This is a genomic window from Brevibacterium sp. LAARM2_SD2 (assembly GCF_057364785.1).
The window spans coordinates 53,313-72,526 of record NZ_JBNFOM010000020.1 but is presented as its reverse complement, the minus strand read 5'-3'; the positions used below and the strand labels follow the sequence as shown (position 1 = coordinate 72,526).

Annotated in this window: 14 protein-coding genes and 3 pseudogenes; 2 read left to right on the top strand and 15 right to left on the bottom strand. The window is 68.6% G+C overall.

Annotated features, from left to right (window positions below; genetic code table 11):
- The 10 genes and pseudogenes from AC2W7K_RS13180 to AC2W7K_RS13135 form a co-directional block, all read right to left on the bottom strand.
- On the bottom strand, positions 1-284 hold a 284-nt coding region (locus AC2W7K_RS13180; RefSeq protein WP_486006265.1), incomplete at its 3' end, for a hypothetical protein.
- Positions 277-881: pseudogene (gene nadD / locus AC2W7K_RS13175) on the bottom strand (nicotinate-nucleotide adenylyltransferase). The pseudogene nadD and the gene AC2W7K_RS13180, both read right to left, overlap by 8 nt.
- A 1-nt stretch (position 882) precedes the next feature.
- Positions 883-1,035, bottom strand: a complete 153-nt coding sequence (locus tag AC2W7K_RS13170; protein WP_171007026.1) for a hypothetical protein — start codon at positions 1,033-1,035, stop codon at positions 883-885.
- An 84-nt stretch (positions 1,036-1,119) separates the two neighbouring features.
- Positions 1,120-2,408 (bottom strand): annotated as a pseudogene (locus AC2W7K_RS13165) (glutamate-5-semialdehyde dehydrogenase).
- Positions 2,409-2,411: 3 nt separating this feature from the next.
- Complete coding sequence (gene proB / locus AC2W7K_RS13160) at positions 2,412-3,575, bottom strand: glutamate 5-kinase (protein WP_198498637.1); 1,164 nt, start codon at positions 3,573-3,575, stop codon at positions 2,412-2,414.
- Positions 3,572-5,103, bottom strand: a pseudogene (gene obgE, locus AC2W7K_RS13155) (GTPase ObgE). Before obgE ends, proB begins: the two are co-directional and overlap by 4 nt.
- Before the next feature lie 83 nt (positions 5,104-5,186).
- The gene (gene rpmA / locus AC2W7K_RS13150; protein ID WP_137825319.1) at positions 5,187-5,438 is read right to left on the bottom strand and encodes a 50S ribosomal protein L27; all 252 of its coding nucleotides are present in this window, start codon (positions 5,436-5,438) and stop codon (positions 5,187-5,189) included.
- A 15-nt stretch (positions 5,439-5,453) separates the two neighbouring features.
- On the bottom strand, positions 5,454-5,762 hold the full coding sequence (rplU, locus tag AC2W7K_RS13145; RefSeq protein WP_137825320.1) for a 50S ribosomal protein L21: 309 nt from the start codon (positions 5,760-5,762) through the stop codon (positions 5,454-5,456).
- A gap of 207 nt (positions 5,763-5,969) precedes the next feature.
- The gene (locus tag AC2W7K_RS13140) at positions 5,970-6,287 is read right to left on the bottom strand and encodes a chorismate mutase (protein ID WP_198498635.1); all 318 of its coding nucleotides are present in this window, start codon (positions 6,285-6,287) and stop codon (positions 5,970-5,972) included.
- 107 nt (positions 6,288-6,394) lie between these two features.
- A complete protein-coding gene (locus AC2W7K_RS13135; protein ID WP_198498634.1) occupies positions 6,395-7,927 on the bottom strand; it encodes an alanine/glycine:cation symporter family protein in 1,533 nt (510 codons plus the stop codon).
- Positions 7,928-8,093: 166 nt separating this feature from the next.
- Between AC2W7K_RS13135 and AC2W7K_RS13130 the strand changes: the two genes are divergently transcribed.
- Positions 8,094-9,179: an SPFH domain-containing protein gene (locus AC2W7K_RS13130; RefSeq protein WP_232623576.1), complete on the top strand. Its 1,086-nt coding sequence runs from the start codon at positions 8,094-8,096 to the stop codon at positions 9,177-9,179.
- Positions 9,180-9,356: 177 nt separating this feature from the next.
- Here AC2W7K_RS13130 and AC2W7K_RS13125 read toward each other — a convergent pair whose 3' ends face one another.
- The gene (locus tag AC2W7K_RS13125; protein WP_232623575.1) at positions 9,357-12,299 is read right to left on the bottom strand and encodes an Rne/Rng family ribonuclease; all 2,943 of its coding nucleotides are present in this window, start codon (positions 12,297-12,299) and stop codon (positions 9,357-9,359) included.
- A gap of 300 nt (positions 12,300-12,599) precedes the next feature.
- Here AC2W7K_RS13125 and AC2W7K_RS13120 point away from each other — a divergent pair, with 300 nt between their 5' ends.
- Positions 12,600-13,262: a vitamin K epoxide reductase family protein gene (locus AC2W7K_RS13120; protein WP_198498632.1), complete on the top strand. Its 663-nt coding sequence runs from the start codon at positions 12,600-12,602 to the stop codon at positions 13,260-13,262.
- Between the two features lie 162 nt (positions 13,263-13,424).
- On the opposite strand, the gene ndk is transcribed toward AC2W7K_RS13120, so the two are convergent.
- The 4 genes from ndk to ileS are packed head-to-tail and all read right to left on the bottom strand — an operon-like array spanning position 13,425 to position 18,904.
- Positions 13,425-13,838, bottom strand: coding sequence for a nucleoside-diphosphate kinase (gene ndk / locus AC2W7K_RS13115; RefSeq protein ID WP_198498631.1), 414 nt, complete (start codon positions 13,836-13,838; stop codon positions 13,425-13,427).
- Positions 13,839-13,893: 55 nt separating this feature from the next.
- Entirely contained in the window at positions 13,894-14,259 is a 366-nt protein-coding gene (locus AC2W7K_RS13110; RefSeq protein WP_198498630.1) for a DUF4233 domain-containing protein, read from the bottom strand.
- The gene (locus tag AC2W7K_RS13105) at positions 14,256-15,626 is read right to left on the bottom strand and encodes a bifunctional folylpolyglutamate synthase/dihydrofolate synthase (protein WP_198498629.1); all 1,371 of its coding nucleotides are present in this window, start codon (positions 15,624-15,626) and stop codon (positions 14,256-14,258) included. The genes AC2W7K_RS13110 and AC2W7K_RS13105 overlap by 4 nt, the downstream gene beginning before the upstream one ends.
- Entirely contained in the window at positions 15,623-18,904 is a 3,282-nt protein-coding gene (ileS, locus tag AC2W7K_RS13100; RefSeq protein WP_198498628.1) for an isoleucine--tRNA ligase, read from the bottom strand. The genes AC2W7K_RS13105 and ileS overlap by 4 nt, the downstream gene beginning before the upstream one ends.
- Positions 18,905-19,214 lie beyond the last annotated feature (310 nt).

Genomic DNA, 19,214 nt, shown 5'->3' with positions numbered 1-19,214 from the left:
CGGGCGGCGGACGCGGGGGCGCTCGACGGTCGTGCGGACGGAGCCGCCTCACCGGCGCCCGGGGCTGCACCGCCACCGGCGGCGGCCGGAGCGTCGCCGCCTGAGGCGGTGTCCGCCTCGGCGGTCGTCGGCTTCTCGGTCGGACGCTTCGGCGGGGTGAGGAAGTCCGCGCGACTGCCCTCGGGGCCCTGGGGAGCGGACGACCTGGCCTCGAACTCCTCTTCCGCGGCCATTCGCTCGGCTTCGCGCCTGGCACGTCGAGACGTGAACTGCTCTTCAGCCATTTCCACTCCTGTACAGATCGTGTTTCGCGATGTACTGCACCACGCCGTCCGGTACGAGGTACCAGACCGGGGCCCCATCCATCACCCGTTGCCTGCAGTCCGTTGACGAGATCGCCAGCGCCGGGATCTGCGCGAGACTCAGCCGGTCGACGGGCAGGCCCTCGCTGCGGAGTTCGTGCCCCGGCCGGCTGACCCCGACGAAGTGCGCCAAGGAGAACAGCTCATCGACATTCTTCCATGTCAGAATCTGAGCCAAAGCGTCCGCGCCGGTGATGAAGAACATCTCCGTGTTCTCGCCGAGGCTGTTCGACAGATCCCGCAGGGTGTCGATCGTGTAGGTCGGCCCGGGGCGGTCGATGTCGACGCGGGAGACGCGGAACCGCGGGTTCGACGCCGTCGCGATGACCGTCATGAGGTACCGGTGCTCGGCGTCGGTGACGGTCTTGTCGTCCTTCTGGTACGGCCGGCGGTGGGGACGAAGACGACCTCGTCGAGGTCGAACGTCGACTGCACCTCACTGGCCGCGACCAGGTGTCCGTGGTGGATGGGGTCGAAGGTGCCGCCCATGACACCGACCCGACGTGTGCGTTCTGCCATATCAGTGGCGGTACGAGATGCCCTTCCACGACCGTGCGACGACGGCCATCGAGATGAAGATCGCGAGGGTGATGAGGCCGTAGCCGATCGGCTCCATCGGCAGCTCGGTGTGTGCCGCGCCTTCGGTTGCGGCGGCCAGCAGAGTTGCGTTCACGAGAGTGCTCCTTGTCCCTTGATGAGTCTGTTCACTTCAGTTTCTCACGCCCTGTCGTCTGCGTGCGCAGCGACATGGGCGAAGTCAGTCGCGGATCTGCCCGTTTCCGAGCATGACCCACTTCGTCGTCGTCAGCTGCTCGACGCCCATCGGTCCGCGGGCGTGGAGCTTCTGCGTCGAGATGCCGACCTCGGCGCCGAACCCGAACTCGCCGCCGTCGGTGAAGCGGGTCGAGACGTTGACGCCGACGGCGGCGGCGTCGATGGCTGTGACGAAGGTCTCGGCGTTGTCGATGTCCTTCGTCACGATCACCTCGGTGTGACCCGAGGTGTAGGCGCGGATGTGCTCGATCGCCTCGTCGATGCCGGAGACGAGCTTGATCGCGAGTTCGAGGTCGAGGTACTCCTTGGCCCAGTCCCGGCGCGAGACGCGGCGGATCTTCATCGACTCGGGCGCCAGAGCCGCGACATCGGCGTCGGCGTGGACGACGACCCCGGCCTGGTCGAGGCGTTCGAGGATCTTCGGCAGCACCCGCTTGGCGGCCTTCTCATGGACGAGCAGGGTCTCGAGTGCGTTGCAGACGCTCGGCCGCTGCGTCTTCGAGTTGAGGACGAGGTCGACGGCGTTCTTCACCGTCGCCGATGAGTCGATGAACATGTGGACGTTGCCGATGCCCGTCTCGATGACGGGCACGATCGACTCCTGGACGACCGTGTTGATGAGCTCGGCCCCGCCGCGCGGGATGAGGAGGTCGACGTAGTCGCGCGAGTTCATCAGCAGACGGCGCCGTCGCGGCCGTGCTGGTCGATCGTGTTGATCGTGTCCGCGGGCAGGCGGACGGATTCGACGGCGCGGCGGAGGACGGAGACGAGTTCGGCGTTCGTGTTCTCCGCGGCCGAGCCCCCGCGCAGGATCGTCGCATTGCCGGCCTTGAGCGCGAGGATCGCGATGTCGACGGTGACATTGGGGCGGGCCTCGTAGATCGCGCCGATCACGCCCATCGGCACCCGGTTCTGGGTCAGGCGCACACCGTTGGGCAGGGTGCGGCCGACGACGACGGTGCCGACCGGATCGGGGATGTCGATGACCTGTTCGACCGCCGAGGCGATCGCGGAGATCCGCTCCTCGTCGAGGCGGAGGCGATCGAGGAGGGATTCGCTCATCCCGTTCTCGGCGCCCGCGGCGAGGTCGGTCTCGTTGGCTTTGACGATGCGCGCGGAGTTCGCCCGCAGCCCGTCGGCGATCGCCTGGAGGGCGGCGTTCTTCTCCGCGGTCGAGGTCGTCGCCAGACGTGCGGCGGCCGTCTTCGCGTTCCTGGCGATCCGCGTCACCCCGCGCACGATCTTGGGATGGATGTCGGCAGCAGCGGGCATGGACTAACTCCTCTCGCTCACATGCGTGAGGACGAGATCATTGCGATGGATGACTTCTTTACGGTAGTCACTTCCCAGCCGGGTGCCAAGTTCCTCGGTGGTCAGGCCGAACATCGTCGGCAGCTCGGCGGCGGAGAAGTTCGTCATCCCCCGCGCCACGATCTGCCCGCCGGTGTTCCTGATCTCGACCGGATCCCCGGCCTCGAAGTCCCCCTCGACGCCGACGACGCCGGCGGCGAGCAGGCTCGTGCCGCGCGACCGCACGGCCGCCTCGGCGCCGTCGTCGATCGTCACCGAACCGAACGTCTTGGCGAGGTGGCGCAGCCACAGCAGCCGAGTGCCGCGGCGGCGGTGGGTGACGGCGAACGACGTGCCCGCACTCCCCCCGGTGAGCACGTCGCCGACCCGGTCGGCGGAGGTGAGCACGGCGGGGATGCCGGAGTCGGTGACCATGAGGGCGGCGTCGACCTTCGTCGCCATGCCCCCGGTGCCCGTGCCGGCCGTGCCGACTCCGCCGATCGCCACGGCACCGAGGTCGTCGGGCCCGGCGACATGGTCGATGCGCCTGGCGTCGGGCTGGGACGGGGGTCCCGTGTAGAGGGCGTCGACGTCGGAGAGGAGGACGAGGGCGTCGGCGTGGGAGAGGTGGGCGACGAGCGCGGCGAGCCGGTCGTTGTCGCCGAAGCGGATCTCCTCGGTGGCCACGGCGTCGTTCTCGTTGACGATCGGCAGCGTGCCCAGGGACAGCAGCCGGTCGATCGCCCGCTGCGCGTTCTTGTACCGGGTGCGGCGGATGAGGTCGTCGGCCGAGAGCAGGACCTGGGAGGGGACGAGGTCGAAGCGGCCCAGCGCCCGCGCGTACGCGGCCATGAGGAGCCCCTGTCCGACTCCGGCGGCGGCCTGCTGGGTGGCGAGGTCGCGCGGCCGGCGGCGCAGGCCGACGGGTTCGAGTCCCGCGGCGATCGCTCCCGAGGAGACGAGGATGATCTCCCGTCCCTCGGCCCGGTGGGCGGCGATGACGTCGGTGAGCGCCACGAGCCGTGACTCGTCGAGCCCGCCGTCGAGGGTCGTCAGCGACGAGGAGCCGACCTTGACGACGACGCGCTTGGCGCCGGCGATGTCGGCCCGCACGGTCGCGGAGTCGGCGGCCGCGGACGTCGCCGTCATCGCTCGTCGGAGGAGTTCTCGCGGGCGGCGCGCTCGGCGAGCCGCTCCTTCTCGAACTCCGCCCGGGTGGCGGCCTTCGCGTCCTGCCGCTCGTGGTAGGCGGCCTTGCGCTCCTTGCGGCTTGCGCGGGCCTCCTCCTCGAGGCGCAGGTCGGTGCCGCGGGAGCCGAGCAGCTCGGCACCGCCGACGCTCGTGGGGTCCCAGTCGAAGACGACGCCGTCGCCTTCGCCGATGACGACGGTGTCGCCCGGGGTCGCGCCGGCCTTGAACAGGGCCTCTTCGACGCCGAGGCGTTCGAGGCGGTCGGCGAGGTAGCCGACGGCTTCGTCGTTGGCGAAGTCGGTCTGGACGACCCAGCGTTCGGGCTTGTCGCCGAGGACCCGGAAGACCGGACCGTCGGTGTCGCGTTCGCTGCGGATCGTGAAGCCCTTGTCGTCGACGGCCTTGGGCCGGATGACGACGCGCTGCGGCACGGCCTCGAGCTCGGCCCGCCGTTCGCGTTCGGCGGCGACGAGGCCGGCCATCGCGAAGGAGAGTTCGCGCAGCCCCGCATGGCTGACGGCGGAGACTTCGAAGACCCGGTAGCCGGCGGCCTCGAGGTCGGGGCGGACGATGTCGGCGAGTTCGCGGCCGTCGGGGATGTCGACCTTGTTGAGGGCGACGAGCTTCGGGCGCTCCGACAGCGGGAGGTCGCCGCCCTCCTCGCCGAGGTCGACGGAGTACGCGGCGAGTTCGGATTCGATGACCTCGAGGTCGGAGACGGGGTCGCGGCCGGGCTCCCACGTCGCCATGTCGATGACGTGGACGAGGGCGGCGGTCCGTTCGACGTGGCGGAGGAACTCGAGGCCGAGGCCCTTGCCCTCGGACGCCCCGGGGATGAGCCCGGGGACGTCGGCGACGGTGTAGCGGACATCCCCGGCTTCGACGACGCCGAGGTTGGGCACGAGCGTCGTGAACGGGTAGTCGGCGATCTTCGGCTTCGCCGCCGACAGTGCGGCGATGAGACTCGACTTGCCCGCCGAGGGATAGCCGACGAGCGCGACGTCGGCGATCGTCTTGAGCTCGAGGACGAGCGTGGAGGCCTCACCGGGTTCGCCGAGGAGGGCGAATCCGGGCGCCTTGCGCTTCGTCGAGGCGAGAGCGGCGTTGCCGAGCCCGCCGCGGCCGCCGGCCGCGGCGACGAACTCGGTGCCGGCGCGACGAGGTCGGCGAGGATCTCGCCGTCCTGGGTCTTGACGACCGTGCCGTCGGGCACGGGCACGATGAGGTCCCTGCCGTCGGCGCCGTGGCGCAGGTCGCCCTTGCCGATGCCGCCGCCGTCGGCTTTGAGGTGCGGGCGGTGGTGGAGGGGCAGCAGGGTCGTCGTCTGCGGGTCGACGACGAAGGTGATGTCACCGCCGCGGCCGCCGTTGGCCCCGTCGGGGCCGCCGAGCGGTTTGAACTTCTCCCGCCGGATCGACGAGCAGCCGTTTCCGCCGTCGCCGGCCGCAAGGTGTACCGTGACGCGATCAATGAACTCGGTGGCCATGATGTCCTTATATCAGATGAAGGGTGAGTCGAGAGACTCACCCTTCATGGACCCCTGAAGCGGGGCAGATCAGATCGTATCGGTCAGACGCCGACGATGTTGACGATCTTGCGACCGTTGCGCTTGCCGAACTCGACGGCGCCGGCGGTCAGAGCGAAGAGCGTGTCGTCTCCGCCGCGGCCGACGTTCGCGCCGGGGTGGAACTTCGTGCCGCGCTGGCGGACGATGATCTCACCGGCCTTGACGACCTGGCCGCCGAAGCGCTTGACACCGAGGTACTGCGGGTTCGAGTCGCGACCGTTGCGGGTCGAGCTGACTCCCTTTTTGCTTGACATGTCAGAGGCCTCCTCTTACTTGATGTTCGTGATCTTCAGACGGGTGAGGTCCTGGCGGTGGCCCTGACGCTTCTTGTACCCGGTCTTGTTCTTGTACTTCTGAATCACGATCTTGGGACCGCGGAGCTCACCGACGACCTCGGCGCTGACCGAGATCTTGGAGAGGGCATCGGCGTCGGTCGTGACCGCGTCGCCGTCGACGAAGAGAACGGGTTCGAGCGTGACGCTGTCCCCGGCCTGCGCCTTCATTCGATTCACTGTGATGATGTCGCCGACGCTGACCTTTTCCTGGTGGCCACCGGCACGGACAATGGCGTAGACCATGGTCGAACCCTTTCTGCGTAAGAAATCTTGCGAACGGCGGTTGATGCCTTGGCTCGACAGGGAGCGGACTCCCTGCACGACAGACCCATTGAGAGGAATCACCGGCCGTGGTGCGACGGACGCACCGACGTTCAAGTTTAGTCGATCCCGGCCGCGAACGGCAAACCGGTGCGGAGGTGACCTCCGCCTCGTCACGGGACCGGATGCTCAGCCCTCGCGGGACTCCGCGATCCGCTCGTGATGGTGGATCACCTCGGCGACGATGAAGGCGAGGAACTTCTCCGCGAACTCCGGATCGAGGTGCGAGTCCTCGGCGAGCCGGCGCAGGCGGGCGACCTGCCGGGCCTCCCGGGCCTCGTCGGCCGGGGGCAGGCCGTGGTCGGCCTTGAGCACGCCGACGGATTCGGTGAGCTTGAAGCGCTCGGCGAGCAGGTGGATGAGGGCGGCGTCGATGTTGTCGATGCTGCCCCGCAGCTCGAGCAGGCGGTCGGCGGCCCGGGAGGCGGCGGTGTCGTCGTCAGTCACGCGAACAGTCTAGACAATCCGCGGGTGCCGTGGGGCCGGTGACAGCGCCGCGGACACGGCCGTGCCCCGACCGTCGCGGGGACGGCCGGGGCACGGGAGGGTGAGGGTCAGGCGGGCTGCTCGACCGGGACGGCGTCCTTGGTGTCCGGGTCGGTGAGGGTGCCGGCCTTGCGGTCGGCGAGGTACTTCTTCATCTCCTTCTTCACGACCGGCATGAGGAGGTAGAGGCCGAGGATGTTGATGAAGGCACACATGAACAGCGCCGCATCGGCGAACTCGACGACCTTGCTGAAGCTGGCGACACAGCCGATGACGACGAAGACGCAGACGAGGACGCGGAAGGCCATGATCGTCGCCCGGCCGCGGCCGAAGAGGTAGCTCCAGGCCCGTTCGCCGTAGTACGTCCACGTGATGAGGGTGGAGAACGCGAAGAGCGCGACGGCGACGGCGAGCAGCGCCGGGTACCACGAGGCGACGGTGGAGAAGGCGTCCGAGGCCAGGGCCACACCGCCGATCTCGCCTTCGCCGAGGTCCTCGCGGTACGAGGGCTGGTTGGCGACGATGATCGTCAGAGCGGTCATGGTGCAGATGACGACGGTGTCGATGAAGGGCTCGAGGAGGGCGACGAAGCCCTCGGAGATCGGCCGGCGGGTCTTGACCGCCGAGTGCGCGATGGCGGCCGAGCCGATGCCGGCCTCGTTCGAGAACGCCGAGCGCTGGAAGCCGATGATCATGACGCCGACGATGCCGCCGGCGATGCCCTGCGGGTTGAACGCGCCTTCGAAGATCTCGCCGATCGCCATCGGGATCTGCTGGAAGTTGATGCCGAGGACGAGGAGGCAGGAGACGACGTAGAAGATCGCCATCGCCGGGACGAGCTTGTCGGTGACCTTCGCGATCGAGCGGATGCCGCCGAGGATGACGAGTCCGACGAGGAGGGCGAAGAGGATGCCGAAGATCAGTCCGGCCCATGCGCCGCCGAGGAAGCCGTCCGCGCCGCCGGTGGCGGTGCGGACCTGGGCGAACGTCTGGTTGGCCTGGAACATGCCGCCGCCGACGACACCGAAGATGAGGATCGCGACGGCGAAGACGCCGGTGAGGATCGCGGCCACGGGCTTGGAGAACCGGCGGAAGGCCACCGGCAGGTACTTGAACGGTCCGCCGTGGACGACGCCGTTCTCATCGATCTCGCGGTACTTCACGCCGAGCGTGCACTCGACGAACTTCGTGCACATGCCGAGCAGACCGGCGATGATCATCCAGAATGTCGCACCCGGTCCACCGAGGGCGACGGCGACGCCGACACCGGCGATGTTGCCGAGTCCGACGGTGCCCGAGAGCGCGGAGGCCAGGGCCTGGAAGTGGGTGATCTCGCCGGGGTCGGTGGGCTTGGAGTACTTGCCGCGGACGACGTCGAGGGAGACCTTGAAGCCGCGGAACTGGATGAAGCCGAAGTAGAGGGTGAAGATCAGGGCTCCGAGGATGAGCCAGAAGACGACGAACGGGAAGGAGATCTCGCCGATCGTGACGGGCACGAAGATCACACTGGAGAACCAGGTGGCGATCGGAGTGAACCAGGAGTTGATGGCATCGTCGACGGGTGACGTCGGTGCGTCTGACGCAAGCAGCAGTATGTCCATGTCGATCAAATGTTCCGCAATGCGACACCGGGATCAAGCAATCGACCTTCCAATATTCGGACAGTTACAGAACTGTTATCTGCATCACACCGACCCCGTCGCAAGAGACATTGGTCTCACTGCGGGTTTCGGATAGTGGATTTCCGGTGTGACCTAGACTGGCCGCATGTCACAGAACCCTCCCCCGCCCCAGCGTCCGACGCCTCCGCCCCAGCAGCGCTGGCAGCAGGGACAGCCCCCGATGCCGCAGCAGTCCGGACGACCGGGCGAGCAGCTCCCCCAGATGCACGGCGGACCCGCAGGCGGTCGACCGGGGGCCGATCAGCCGACCCGCATCGAATCGGTCGAGGGCGATCGGGTCCGCGAACGACCGGCCGGCGCGGTCTCGGGGTACTTCGCGATCGTCGGCGCCGTCGTCCTCCTCCTCGTGGCGATCCTCCTCGGGCTCGTCGGCTTCGGCCTGATGATCGCGCAGAACCCGCTCGGCGTCATCCTCCTCGTCCTCGGCGTCCTCGCCTTCATCGCCTCGCTGTTCCTCTTCAAGGGCTGCACCTCGGTGGCGCCCGGTCATGCCGTCGTCCTCCAGCTCTACGGCAAGTACGTCGGCACGGTGCGTCAGTCGGGTCTGCGTTTCGTCAATCCCCTCTTCTCGAAGATCCAGATCTCCACGCGCATCCGCAATCACGAGACCTCGACCCTGAAGGTCAACGACCTCGACGGCAATCCCATCGAGATCGGCGCGGTCGTCGTCTGGCAGGTCCGCGACACGGCCCAGGCGATGTTCGAGGTCGACGACTTCGAGGAGTTCGTCGCCATCCAGGCCGAGACGGCGGTGCGCCACATCGCGAACTCCTACGCCTACGACTCCTCCGATCCGCAGCGGATGTCCCTGCGCGACAATGCCGATGAGATCACGGAGAAGCTCTCCGCCGAGGTGGCCGCCCGGGTCGCCGCCGCCGGCGTGTCGATCATCGAATCCCGGATCACCCAGCTCGCGTATGCGCCGGAGATCGCCCGGGCGATGCTCCAGCGGCAGCAGGCCACCGCCGTCGTCGCGGCCCGGCAGCTCATCGTCGAAGGGGCGGTGGGCATGGTCGAGACGGCGATCGAGCAGATCGAGCGCCGTGACATCGTCTCGCTCGGGCACGCCGAGCGCAGCGACCTCGTGACGAACCTCATGATCGTCCTCTGCGGCGATCAGGCCGCGCAGCCGACGATCAGCACGACCCGGAACAAGCAGTCGGGCACCTGACCCGCCGGTCGCCCGCAGCGGCTCACGTGCCGGCCCGCGCGCATCCGGGGCCGGGCATGTGAGCCGGGCAAGGGCCCTGAGCCCGGACCCCGGTCACGGACAGCACAGCGCCCCACGTCGACTGACGTGGGGCGCTGTGCCGTCGCCGGCGGAGGGAGGATCTCAGGCGGGTGAGCCTCAGTCCTCGCCGATGATGACGAACGAGGTCGGCAGCGCCTCCTGGGGCTTCTCGACCGGCTTGTCCTTCTTCGCCGGGGCCTTGCGGCGCGGAGCTTCGGGCTCGGCGGCGACGGCGACCTTCGTCGTCGTGTCGGCGCCGATCATCAGCGGCATCTCCCCCGCAGGCTCGGCCTCCGGTGCGGAGTCAGCCGATGCGGTGGTCTCCGACGACGATTCGACGGGCAGCATCGGCTGCTCGTCGCCCGTGCTCGGCTTCTCGTCCTGAGCGGCGGTGTCGCCGTCGCCGCGGTCGGCCTCGGCGGACCGGTCGGCCTCGGCGGACCGGTCGGCGTTCTTCGTCCGCTTGCGACCGCGGGACTTCGCACGGCTCGGCTTCTCCTCGGGCGCGGTGTCGGCTGCGCCCGTGTCGGTCTGTGCGTCCGCCGGCGCCTCGGCGTCGTCGTCCTTCTTCAGCGTCGCCTTCGCGATGGCTGCGACCGCGGAGCGCGAGGCGTCGTTGCCGACCGACTCGGACTGGGACTCCGACTCGCTGCTCTTCGACGACCGGCGCTTGCGGTCGCGTTTGCCGTTGCCCGACGATTCGGAGTTCTGCGAGCGGCCCCCGCGATGGGACTTCGACCCGTCCTCCTCCGACCCGGGCAGGAGCAGCCCGCGTCCGGTGAGGTCGGCTCCGGCGGAGACCATCGATTCGGCGAGTCCGGTGCCGATGCGCTTGCGCGTCATCTGCACGAGACCGAGCGAGGTCACCTCGGCGACCTGATGCTTCGTCCGGTCACGGCCGAGGCACTCGACGAGCCGGCGGACGACGAGGTCGCGGTTCGACTCGAGGACCATGTCGATGAAGTCGACGACGATGATGCCGCCGATGTCGCGCAGACGCAGCTGCCGGATGACCTCTTCGGCCGCTTCGAGGTTGTTCCGCGTCACGGTCTCCTCGAGATTGCCGCCGGCACCGGTGAACTTGCCGGTGTTGACGTCGATGACGGTCATCGCCTCGGTGCGGTCGATGACGAGCGAGCCGCCCGAGGGCAGATTGACCTGGCGCTGCAGAGCCTTCTGGATCTGCTCCTCGATCCGGTAGTGGTCGAAGATCCCCTCGTCCTCGGAGTAGCGGTGCACCCGCTCGAGGAGGTCGGGGGCGACGGCCTCGACGTATTCGTGGATCGTGTTCCACGCTCCGTCGCCGTCGATGACGAGCGAATTGAAGTCCTCGTTGAAGACGTCGCGGATGATCCGCACGATCATGTCCGGCTCGCTGTAGAGCAGCTGCGGGGCGAGGACCTTCGTCGACTTCGACTTCTTCTCGATCGTCTCCCAGCGCTTCGCGAGGCGCTCGACGTCGCGGCTGAGCTCCTTGTCCGTCGCGCCTTCGGCGGCGGTGCGGACGATGACGCCGTTGGAGTCGCCTACGAGCTCCTTGAGGAGCTTCTTCAGGCGGGCCCGTTCGACGTCGGGCAGCTTGCGGGAGATGCCGGTCATCGAGTTGCCGGGCACGTAGACGAGGAAGCGTCCGGGCAGGGAGATCTGGCTCGTCAGGCGGGCGCCCTTGTGGCCGACGGGATCCTTCGTCACCTGGACGAGGACGGAGTCGCCGGGGCTGAGCGCGGCCTCGATGCGACGGGCCTTGCCGTCCATGCCGAGCGCGTCCCAGTTGACCTCGCCGGCGTAGAGGACGGCGTTGCGGCCCTTGCCGATGTCGATGAAGGCGGCCTCCATGCTCGGCAGGACGTTCTGCACCTTGCCGAGGTAGACGTTGCCGATGAGGGAGGACTGCTGGCGGTTCTCCTTGAGGTAGTGCTCGACGGCGATGCCGTCCTCGACGACGACGAGCTGCGTCTGATCGCCGTTCTCGCGCACGAGCATCGTACGGTCGACGGATTCGCGGCGGGCGAGGAACTCGGCCTCCGTGATGACGGGGCGGCGGCGGCCGGCTTCCCGGCCCTCCTTGCGGCGCTGACGCTTGGCCTCGAGACGCGTCGAGCCCTTGAGCGAGGTCACCTCGTCGCTGTCGGAGCCGCGGGAACGCGAGCGGCGGCGCCGGCGGCGGCGCGAACCGCCGTCCTCGTCGTCACCGTCGTCGTCGCCCTCGCTCGTCCTGTCGCGGGCGTCGTCGTCGGATTTCTTCTCCGCCTTGTCCCCGCGCCGGTTCGCGCGGGAGGGACGCTCATCGCCGTCTGTGGTCTCGGAGTCCTTCTCCGCCGGCTTCTCCGCAGGCTTCTCGCGGGTCTTCTCGCTGCGGGAGCTCTGCGCCTCGGACTCGTCGTCGTCGCGGCTGCGCGAGCGGCGACCGCGTCCGCCGCGGCGGCGGCGCCGGCCTCCGCCCTCGTCGTCGCGGTCGTCACGGTCCTCGCGGTCGTCACGGTCCTCACGATCCTCGCGGTCGTCTGTGCGGTCGTCGGTCTCGTCCTCGTCGATGTCCTCATCGTCGAAGTCGTCGTCGATGCTCACCGCCTCGGCGAGTTCCGCCTTGGGCACCTGGAAGATCAGTCCGCCGTGCTGGGGCACCGCAGCGGCCGGACGACTCGCGGGTTCTGCGGGCGCGGGGGCGACCGGCGCGGCGAAGGGATTGCGGGGGTCGAAGGCCGGGGCCTGCGGCGGCTGCGGGGTCGAGTCGTCCTCGTCGTCCTCGGCGCTGGGGTCGAGTCCTTCGTCGGTCTCGCGGACGAACTGCTCGAAGACGAGTCCGCGGTTGGCGACGGCGTCGCGGGCCCGTTTGGGTCGACGGCGACCGCGCTCCCGATCCTCGTCGTCGCGCTCGGGGCTCTCCCGCAGAGAGCCCGCGGCATCGGCGAGGTGGTCGAGCTCCTCGCGGACGCCGTCGTCGACCGTGTGCTCGGTGCCCTTGGCGGCGGCCGCATTGGCCTGCAGATCGGCGAGATCGGCGAGGATGCCCTCGGTGGGATCGGCTGTGCCGTTGCTGTCGTTCGTGGAATCGCTCATGTTCACTCCTACCGGAGCCTCCGCTCACACCATACGGATCTCCGGTGTCCTGCATGGTCCCCGTGGGACCGAAACCTGTGGATGGCGTCTTCGGCTCGCGCTCAGCGCGTAGGCCGTCGATGCTGCCTCTTCTTCGTGTCGACCTGCGAGGCCGTTCCCTCGACTCGGTGGAGGCACTTCTCCTGCCCGGTGTGGGAGCAGGTATCCGTCGCATCATTATGTCACAGATCTGCTGTCCGACCGCTGAGACCGGGCCCGCCGGGTTTGCCGCATGCCCCGCGGGCAGGCATCCTTAGGAGTGTGAACACGGCACCCGCGCTTGCAGACGACGACCTCGACGATGCCATCGACGCGCCTCCGCGGAAGCGTCCGTGGGTGCTGCGCCCGACGGCGATGGGCGTCTTCCTCATCGTCACCTCGGTGATCGGCTTCATCTCCTCCTTCGCCCTGTCGGTGGAGAAGTACGAGAAGCTCGAGAACCCCGACGCCGTCCTCTCGTGCGACCTCAACCCGTTCTTCTCGTGCGGATCGGTCATGGAGTATCCGCAGAGCCAGCTCTTCGGTTTCCCCAATCAGCTCCTCGGAGTAGCGGCATTCATTGTCCCGCTGCTCATCGGCGTCCTCCTCGTCGCCCGCACGAAGCTGCCCGGCTGGATCATGATCGGCCTCAACATCGGCCTCGCCCTCGGCGTCGTCCTCGTCATGTTCCTCTACTACACGTCGATCTACGTCATCGGCGTCGGATGCCCGTGGTGCATGGTCGTGTGGACGATGACGATCCCGATGTTCTGCGCGGTCACCGCCCACAATGCGCTCGCGGGGAACTTCGGCCGCGGGGTCCGCGACAGCGCCGTGGTCACGGTGCTCGCCCGGGAGAACGTCGCGATCGCCGTCGTCTGGCTGCTCATCATCGCCACGACCATCGTCGTCCAGTTCTGGAACTTCTTCGCAACCCTCTTCTGAGACTCCCGACCCAGACGCCCGACTTGAGGCTCCAGGCCGGAGATCCCCGTCCTCAGACTCCCGTCCGGAGACCCTTGTCCGCCGCACGCGGACGACGGCAGAGACACGTGGTGCCCCGCAGATCATCTGCGGGGCACTACGTGTCTGTGCGGATGGGCGACCTCAGTTGGGGAACCAGATGCCGATCTCGCGTTCGGCCGACTCGGGCGAGTCGGAGCCGTGGACGAGGTTCTTCTGCACCTTCTCGCCCCAGTCGCGGCCGAGGTCGCCGCGGATCGTGCCCGGGGCGGCCGTCGTCGGGTCGGTGGCGCCGGCCAGCGAGCGGAAGCCGGGGATGACGCCCTCACCGGAGGCGATGATCGAGACGATCGGGCCCTCCGACATGAAGTCGACGAGCGGCTGGTAGAACGGCTTGCCCTCGTGCTCGGCGTAGTGCGCCGCGAGCTCCTCCGGGGTGGCCGTGCGCAGGCTCAGAGCGTCGATCGCGTAGCCCTTGGCCTCGATGCGGCCGACGATCTGACCGATGAGGCCGCGGGCGACGCCGTCGGGCTTGATGAGGATGAGGGTGCGTTCCATTCGGGTCCTTCCGTAGAGTTCGTCGATGGACAGTGTACCCGGGGCACACGGGCGGTCAGGACCGCTCGGCGACCTCCCGATCGATGCGGGCCGCCCAGTAGAGGGCGACGACCCACAGGGCGATGAAGATCGCGGCGATGAAGAACATCGGCGGGAGGATGAAGCCGGTGGCGAGCAGCAGCACCTGCGTGATCCAGCCGAGGACGACGCCGGGCCGCTTCTGTCCGATGCGCCGCGGCAGGAGGATCGTCGCGACGATCGCGACCACCGCGATGACCGAGGCGCCGATGAGGAGCTGGGAGAGCTCGAGGGTGCCGTTGGTCTTCACCGTCAGCCCGTACGCCGCGAGTGCCGCGAAGTAGACGACGACGAGTTCGCAGATGAGGATCGACCCGGCGAGGACGGGGTACTTCGACTTCATGCCTCGTCCCCCCGGCCGAGCAGAAGGCGCGCCTCGGCGACGGTGTAGAGGGAGCCGGTGACGATGATCCCGGGCCGCTGCGCACCGCTGCCCTCGACGAGGTCGAAGGCCGTCATCAGGGCCGCGTTGAGATCGGGGGCCACGGTCACCGCGTCCTCGTCGACCCATTCCCGGGCCGCCTCGGCGAGCGTCTCCGCGTCGAGCGCGCGGTCGCTGACCGGGGCGGTGACGACGAAGGCGTCGGCGGTGCGGTGGAGTTCGTCGAGGACGCCGTGGACGTCCTTGTCGGCGAGCATGCCGATGACGATGACGGTGAAGTCGAAGTCGAACGCCTCGGTGATGGTGTCGGCGAGCACGCGGGCGGCGTCGGGGTTGTGCGCCCCGTCGACGACGACGGCCGGGCCGGTGCGGACGAGTTCGGCGCGTCCCGGCGAGGTCACGCGGGACAGTCCCTCGGCGACCGTGTCCCGGTCGAGCGGCTTGTCCTCGTCGCCGAGGAAGGTCTCCGCGGCGACGATCGCGACGGCCGCGTTGTGCGCCTGATGCTCGCCGTGGAGGGGAAGGAACAGGTCGGTGTAGACGTCCCGGATCCCCTGGACGGCGATGAGCTGTCCGTCGACGGCCCGCTGCCGGTCGATCAGGCGGAAGCTGCGGTCCTCGACGAGCGCGGGCACCTCACGGCGGGCCACCTCGGCGTCGAGGGCGGTGAGCGCCTCGTCCTCCTGTGCCGCGATGATCGCCACCGGCTCCGGGGCCGGGGTCGGGTCGATGGTGCGGTTGAGGATCCCCGCCTTGGTCTGCGCGATCGCGGTGAGGGTGTCGCCGAGGTAGGCCTGATGGTCGAGGCCGATGCGGGTGAACACGCACACCTCGGCGTCGGAGACGTTCGTCGAGTCCCATTCCCCGCCCATCCCCACCTCGGCGACGACGACGTCGACGGGAGCGTCGGCGAAGATCGCGAAGGCGAGGACGGTGAGGACCTCGAAGTACGTGAGCTTGGGGCGACCGGAGTCGACGAGCTCGGCATCGACGATGTCGAGGTACGGGGCGATCTCGTCGAAGATCCGCACGAACGTCTCCGCGTCGACGGGCTGCCCGTCGACGGACACGCGTTCGGTGACCGAGTGGAGGTGGGGGCTGGTGAACCGTCCGACTCGCAGATCGTGGGCGGAGATGATCGCATCGATCATCCGCGCCGTCGACGTCTTCCCGTTCGTCCCCGTCACCGTGATGACGGGTGCGGCCCGGTGGATGTCGCCGAGGAGCTCGACGGCCCGGCGGGTCGCGTCGAGGCGGACCTCGACGGCGGCCTCCCCCGCCCGGGTGAGCAGGGTGGCATAGACCCGGGTGAGGTCGTCTGTGCTCATGCCCTCACCACCGAGATCCGGGTGCCCGCAGGCAGCTCTTCGGGGGTGAAGACCTCCGCGGACTCGGCGACGGGAGCGAAGTCGAGTCCCGTCGCCAGGGTCTCGGTGCTGATGAGGTCCCGGTGCGTGCCGAGCGCCTCGGTGACGGCCTCATCGGCCTCGATGACGACGGTGATGCGGTCGGCGACGTGGAGGTCGAGCTGCTTGCGGATGCCCTGGATCGCCCGCACGGTGTCCCGGGCCACGCCCTCGGCTTCGAGCTCCGGGGTGACCCGGGTGTCGAGCGCGAGGAATCCGGAGTCGAGGGCGGCGAGCTCCATGCCGTCGGTGCCGGACTCGGCGACGGACTCGAGCGTGTACTCGCCGTCGACGAGTTCGACGCCGCCGCTGGTCACGGTGCCGTCAGCGGCGACCGACCAGTCACCGGTCTTCGAGCCCCTGATCGCCGCCTGCACCTGCTTGCCCAGTCGCGGACCGGCGGCGCGGGCGTTGACGACGAGGTTCTGGGTGAGCGAGAAGCCCGCGTCCTCGGCGGCGGCGAGATCGAGGGCCTCGACCTCGCGGACGTTGAGCTCATCGGCGATGATGTCGGTGAACTCGCGGCTCAGCGGGGTGCTGCCGGCGACGACGAGGCGGCTGAGCGGCAGGCGCACCCGCAGCCGGTTGGACTTGCGCACCGAGGAGGCCGTCGAGCTGATGTCGCGGGTGAGGTCCATCGCCGCGACGAGGTCGGGGTCGGCCGGGAACTCCGCGGCATCCGGGTAGTCCTCGAGGTGGACCGACCGGTGCCCGGTGAGCCCGCGGTAGATCTCCTCAACCGTGAACGGCAGCAGCGGGGCGGCGACCCGGGCGAAGGCCTCGAGGCACGTGTAGAGGACGTCGAAGGTCTCGTGGGTCGCAGCGCTGCCGTCCCAGAAGCGCCGGCGCGAGCGGCGGACGTACCAGTTCGTCAGCATGTCGAGGTAGCTGCGGACGATCTCGCAGGCCGCCCAGATGTCGAAGTCGTCCATCGCCGCGGCGAAGTCGACGATGAGGTCGTGCGTCTTCGCGAGCAGGTAGCGGTCGAGGACCTGGGAGGAGTCGAAGCGCTTGGACGCCCGGTAGCCGGCCACCGCCTCGGCGTCGTCGGTCCCTGCCGCCGAGTCCGCGGTGTTCGAGTACGTCGCGAAGAACTGCCACGTGTTCCACAGCGGAAGCACGACCTGGCGGACCGCGTCGCGGATGCCCTGTTCGGTGACGACGAGGTTGCCGCCGCGCAGGATCGACGAGGCCATGAGGAACCAGCGCATCGCGTCCGAGCCGTCGCGGTCGAAGACCTCGTTGACGTCGGGGTAGTTGCGCAGGGACTTCGACATCTTCTGCCCGTCGGAGCCGAGGACGATGCCGTGGGAGATGCAGTTGAGGAACGCCGGGCGGTCGAAGATCGCGGTAGCGAGAACGTGGAGGAGGTAGAACCAGCCGCGCGTCTGCCCGATGTATTCGACGATGAAGTCGGCCGGGAAGTGGTTGTCGAACCACGCGGCGTTCTCGAACGGGTAGTGGACCTGGGCGTAGCTCATCGATCCCGAGTCGAACCACACGTCGAAGATCTCCGGGATCCGGCGCATCGTCGACTTCCCCGTCGGGTCGTCGGGGTTGGGACGGGTGAGGTCGTCGACCCACGGACGGTGGAGGTCGACCTCGCCGCGGTCGTTGACCGGCAGACGGCCGAAGTCGGCTTCGATCTCGGCCAGCGACCCGTAGACGTCGGTGCGCGGGTAGGTCGGGTCGTCGGAGATCCACACCGGGATCGGCGAGCCCCAGAACCGGTTGCGCGAGATCGACCAGTCGCGGGCGTTCTCGAGCCACTTGCCGAACTGTCCGTCCTTGACGTTGTCGGGCACCCAGTTGATCTGCTCGTTGAGTTCGACCATCCGGTCCTTGAACTCGGTGACGCGGACGAACCACGACGACACTGCGCGGTAGATGAGCGGGTTGCGGCAGCGCCAGCAGTGCGGGTACGAGTGCTCGTAGGACTCGTGGCGCACCAGCAGGGCGTGGCGATCGGCCAGCGGTCCCGTGTGGTCGCGCAGATCCCGGATGATCGGCCGGTTGGCGTCGAAGACCTGCTCGCCGGCGTAGTCGGGCACGGTGGCGTCGAAGAGGCCGGCGTCGTCGACGGGGCGGACGGCAGTGATCCCGAAGGCGTCGGTGAGCTCCTTGTCCTCCTCACCGAAGGCCGGAGCCTGGTGGACGATGCCGGTGCCGTCCTCGGTGGTGACGAAGTCCGCGGGCAGGATCGTGTGCATGCGCTGCCCGAACTCGTCCTGGCGTCCCTCGAAGTAGGGGAACGGCGGCTCGTAGGAGCGTCCGACGATCTCGCTGCCGGGGAACGTCCGCAGCACCTCGGGGTTCTCCCCGAGTTCACGGGCGTAGGCGCCGAGGCGCGCCTCGGCGAGGATGAGGGTCCTGCCCTGGAGTTCGGGGGCTCCGTCGGGACCGGGGACGACCGCGACGAGCGGGATCTCCGGGTTGACGGCGACGGCCTGGTTCGACGGCACCGTCCACGGAGTCGTCGTCCAGATGAGGACCCATTCGTCTGAGTCGGTGAGCTTGTAGCCGATCGTCACCGCCGGGTCCTGGCGCATCTTGTAGACGTCGTCGTCCATGCGCAGCTCATGGCTCGACAGCGGGGTCTGGTCCTTCCAGCAGTAGGGCAGGACGCGGTAGCCCTCGTAGACCAGGCCCTTGTCCCACAGCTGTTTGAACGCCCAGATGACGCTCTCCATGTACTCGACGTTGAGCGTCTTGTAGTCGTTCTCGAAGTCGACCCACCGGCCCTGACGGGTGACGTACTCCTCCCACTCCTGCGTGTAGCGCAGCACCGAGGACCGGCACGCGTCGTTGAAGGCGGCCAGACCCATGCGGCCGATCTCGGACTTGTCGGTGATGCCGAGCTGGCGCTCGGCTTCGAGTTCGGCCGGCAGCCCGTGGGTGTCCCAGCCGAAGCGGCGGTCGACCTTCTTGCCCTGCATCGTCTGGTAGCGGGGGACGACATCCTTGACGTAGCCGGTGAGGAGGTGACCGTAGTGCGGGAGGCCGTTGGCGAAGGGCGGGCCGTCGTAGAAGACGAATTCGTTCGACCCGTTCTCACCGGGATCGCGTTCGGCGATCGACGCGGCGAAGGTGTCGTCCTGCTTCCAGTACTCGAGCACCGCGCGCTCGATCTCGGGGAAGTTCGGCGAGGCGCTGAGGCCGAAGGCCGAGGTCGACACCTTGGGATAGAGGGGTTGCGTCATGAGCGTCCTTCACGGTAGCTGCGGTCACTGGCCGCGAGGACGACATTGCTGCCGCGGTACCACCCCGCTTATCCGCCGTCAGGCCGCAGTGCCGACCGGCACGGTGCCTCAGCGACGGATCGCTCATTGATGCGGACGATGACGGGTCCGACCGTCCGGGTCTAGTGAGCATCCCATCCCGCCGAGGTGGTCGGCCGTGGATCGGTCATGCTGTTCTTCCGGATGCTCCCCGGTGATGGCCGGATCGACGCGTCCTCAATTCTATACCCGCGGGCCGCGCCCACACCAGTCACCCGGGGCGCTGACGGGC